General features: G+C 72.5%; 2 protein-coding genes. Both read left to right on the forward strand.

Features of this window, described 5'->3' with window-relative positions; genetic code table 11:
- The coding region (locus AB0F10_RS44540) for an AAA family ATPase (protein WP_360640479.1) at window positions 1-2,729 on the forward strand (2,729 nt) is incomplete at its 5' end.
- A gap of 326 nt (window positions 2,730-3,055) precedes the next feature.
- Entirely contained in the window at window positions 3,056-4,150 is a 1,095-nt protein-coding gene (locus AB0F10_RS44545; RefSeq protein WP_360640482.1) for an ABC transporter substrate-binding protein, read from the forward strand.
- Window positions 4,151-4,262 lie beyond the last annotated feature (112 nt).

A 4,262-nucleotide genomic window follows, 5' to 3' on the forward strand; every position in this document is an offset into this window, starting at 1 on the left:
ACGGGCGGGTGGTGGCGGGCTCGGTCGCGCCGCCCGCCGCCCTCGGCCCGCGGCCGGTCGACCCGATCGTGCCGACTCCGGTGGCCAGGGCCATCCGGGACGGGCTGGCCGGCCGGGCACTGGTCGGCCGGGGCGCCGAGCTGGGGCGGCTGCGCGAGCTGACCCGGGCCGTCGCGGGCGGCACGGGCGCCGCCGTGTGGATCGAGGGCGAGCCCGGCATCGGCAAGACCGAGCTGCTCACCGCGGCGTTCGCGGCCGCCGGCGACGACGGATGCCAGCTCGCCTGGGGCGTCGCGGACGAGCTGGACCGGCACGTGCCGCTGCAGGTGGTCACGCGCGCGCTCGGGATCGAGCCGGATTCCGCCGATCCGCGGCGGGCCGCGCTCGCGGCGGAGCTGCACGGCGGCGAGCCGGAGGAGGCCGGCGCCACGCCGGCGGCGGATCGGGTGCTGGCGTACGTGCGAGCGACCTGTGCCGTCGCGCCGCTGGTGCTGGTCGTCGACGACCTGCAGTGGGCCGACGACGCGAGCGTGCTGCTCTGGGACCGCCTGGTCGCGGTGACCCGGCGGATGCCGCTGCTGCTGGTGGCCGCGGCCCGGCCCGAGCCGAACGGGCGTGCGCCGGCCCAGCCGCGGCGGGGCGTGCGGTCCCGGCAGGGGCACACGCTGCTGCTGCGGGCGCTGCCGCCCGGCGACATCGAGGAGCTGGTCGCCACCCTGGTGGGCGCGCGGATCGGTCCGCACCTGCGCGGCATCGTGCCCCGCTCCGGCGGCAATCCGCTCTGCGCCCGGGAGATGGCCACCGCGCTGCTGCGCAGCGGCGTCGTGCAGTTCAGCGACGGCCGGGCCGAGATTCCCGAGGCGGTGCCCGTCGAGGCGCCGAGCTCGCTGCTCGCCCTGGTCCGGGAGACGCTTGACTTCCTCACCGAGGACACCCGGGAGGTGCTGCGGCTGGCGGCCCTGCTGGGCACCGAGTTCGCCGTGGACGACGTCGTCGCGGTGACCGGGCGATCGCCGTTCGACCTGATGGTCAACCTGGAGGAGGCGCTCGCCGCGAACGTCGTGGTGGACGCGGGCAGCGACCTGGCCTTCCGGCATCCGTTTCTGCGGCAGGCGTTGCACGAGAGCGTGCCCCCGGCGGTCCGCTCGACGCTGCACCGGCACACCGCCGAGGCGCTCGCCCGCGGCGGCAGCCCGGTGACCCGGGTCGCCGAGCAGCTCGCCGCCGAGACCCCGGTGATCGACGCCTGGGTGGTGCGGTGGCTGGTCGAGCACCACGCCGAGGTGGTGAAGCGGACTCCCCGGATCGCCGCGGAGCTGCTGCGTCAGGCGCTGGCCACCGACCTGCCCGCGCCCGGGCAGCGGGAGACGCTGCTGGTCGCCCTGGTCAAGCTGGAGTTCCGGCAGGACCGCTTCCCGATGGACGAGGCGCTCGAGGCGCTCGGCGGCGCCACCGATGCGGCGGACCGGGCGGAGATGCTCCACCTGCTCTCGGCGATGCGGTTCCGGCGCGGCGACGCGGCCGGCGCCATCGGCCTGCTGACGGGCACGGTCGACGATCCGGAGGTGCCGCAGCTCTGGCGCACCCGGCACCGGGTGCTGCTGGCCAACTTCCGCCGCGGCGACCTGCGCGACCTCGATCGCGCCGACCGCGACGCGCGGCGGGTGCACGAGGAGGCGGTGGCGGCGAACCAGCCGTACGAGGCGGCGTTCGCGCTGCAGACCACGTGGCTGACCAACTCGATCCGCCGCGACCACGAACGCGCCCTGGAGTACGTGGACCGCGCGCTGGACATCATGCACGACCACCCGACCTTCGCCGGGATGTACTTCGACCTGCTGGACAACCGCATGTTCACGCTGCAGAACCTGGACCGGCTGGAGGAGGCCGAGCGGACCCTGCGGGAGGCGGCGCTGTTCGCCATCCGGCACCGGCTGCCGGCCAGCCTGCAGGTCGCCTCCGCGGTGCAGTACCACTGGCTGGGCCGGTGGGACGACGCGCTGGCTGAGGTCAGCGCGGTCACCGACGACGCGCCCGGCCTCACCTTCCTGGGCATGCGGGAGCCCGGCGCGGTGACGATGCTGCTGCACGGGGTGGCGGCGCTGATCGCGGGGCATCGCGACGACGCCGATCTGGCCGCCGCGCACCTGGACGCCGCGGACGCGGTGCCGGCGAGCGACGCCGAGCGGGAGAGCTGCGACTTCCTGCTGGTGGCCCGCGCCCTCGGCGCCGAGCAGCGGGACCGCCCGGCCGACGCGCTGAGCATCCTCGGCCCGCTGCTGACCCCCGGGTACGCCCCGATGATGCTGCGGCACCAGTGGCTGCCGGACGCGATCCGGATCGCCCTGTCGATCGGCCGCGAGGACGTGGCCGGGCAGGCGGCGAGGATCTGCGCCGACGAGGCGGCGAAGGAGGTCCGGCCCGCCCGCGCCTGGGCCGCCGCGGCCCGCTGCCGGGCGCTGCTCTCGGGCGACCCGGCGCCGGCGCTCGAGGTCGTCTCGCACTACCGGGCGGTGGGGCGCGTGCCGGAGCTCGCCGCCGCCTGCGAGGACGCGGCCGTGCTGCTGGCCGCCCGGCGGCGCCCGCACGAGGCGGCGCTCTGCGGCGGCGAGGCCGCCGAGGTCTACACCGTGCTCGGGGCCCGCTGGGACCTGCGCAGGCTGCGCCTCCGGCTGGCCGAGTTCGGCATCGACCCGATCCGGGTCGCCGTGCCCACCGCCGTCGAGTAGCGGTCCGAACTCGACCGACCTCACAGCCGACCCGGCCGAATCGCACGCTCCGGTTCGGACCGCCACGTTCAATTGTGATCGGTAACAAAGTTCCCCATTGACGGCCGTCGAGGGCCGAAAACCGCAGCTCTTGCCGCCTGCAGGCCGCTGACCTGCCACTCCTCAAACTCGGAGTCGACTCACGACGGAGCGTCGCGTTCGTTTCTGATTGGTTATGACCGTGACCTTGACAGGAAAAGTTCGATAGTGCGTGAATGTGTTTCGGGATGGTAAAGCGTCGATGCCTCACCCGACGACGCCGCAGTCACCACTAAGGAGCCAATGTCATGAGCGCTATGTCCGGCCGCTGGAGGCCGGCGGTTCTTTCCCTCGGCGCGGCCCTTCTTCTCGCCAGCGCGAGCGCGTGCGCGAAGTCCGAGGACGGCGACTCGCCGGGCGCCGGCGGAGCGCCCGCCTCCGCCGGCGCCCAGGTCGCGCAGTCCGCCGCCCCCGGCGCGAAGACCTGCACGCTGGACCAGTTCGGCGGCACGAAGATCGACCTGAAGACCGCCAAGGTCGGCTTCTCGCAGTCGGAGAAGGAGGCGAACCCGTTCCGCATCGCCGAGACGCAGTCCATCAAGGACGAGGCGGCGAAGCTGGGCATCCCGAGCGCCAACCTGCAGACCACCAACGCCGCGTCGCAGTTCAACAAGCAGATCAGCGACGTCGAGCAGATGATCGACTCCGGCGTGCAGTTGCTCATCATCGCCCCGCTGAACTCGGACGGCTGGGACTCGGTCTTCGCCAAGGCGTCGGCGAAGAAGATCCCGATCGTCACCATCGACCGCAAGATCAACGCGACCTCCTGCACCGACTACCTGACCTTCATCGGGTCGAACTTCGAGGAGCAGGGCAAGCGCGCGGCCGACAAGATGGCGGCGGCGCTGGGCAACAAGGGCGAGGTCGCGATCCTGCTCGGCGCGCCCGGCAACAACGTCACCACGCTGCGCACCAAGGGCTTCAAGGACCAGATCGCCAAGGTCGCCCCGAACGTCAAGATCGTGTTCGAGCAGACCGGCCAGTTCTCCCGCGAGGAGGGCCAGAAGGTCTCCGAGCAGTTGCTGCAGTCCAACCCGGGCATCAACGGCATCTACGCGGAGAACGACGAGATGGCGCTCGGCGCCGAGGTGGCGCTCAAGGGTGCCGCCAAGAAGCCGGGCGAGGTGAAGATCGTCTCGATCGACGGCACCAAGGGCGCGGTGCAGGCCATCGTGGACGGCTGGATCTACTCCGTCATCGAGTCCAACCCGCGCTTCGGCCCGCTCGCCTTCGAGACCGCCACCAAGTTCTCCAACGGTGAGCCGATCCCGGAGGACATCATCATCTCCGACCGCGAGTACGACGAGAGCAACGCCAAGACGGACCTGAACAGCGCCTACTGATACCCCGAGCACGGCCCCCGCGGGGGGGGCGGTCCCCCCAGCCCCGCCCCCGCCCCGCCACGGCCGCGATAATAAAAACAGACTATTTGAAGATAGGAAATGCTCAACTCAG

It is taken from the genome of Actinoplanes sp. NPDC026623 (genome assembly GCF_040638275.1).
Classification (GTDB): Bacteria; Actinomycetota; Actinomycetes; order Mycobacteriales; family Micromonosporaceae; genus Actinoplanes.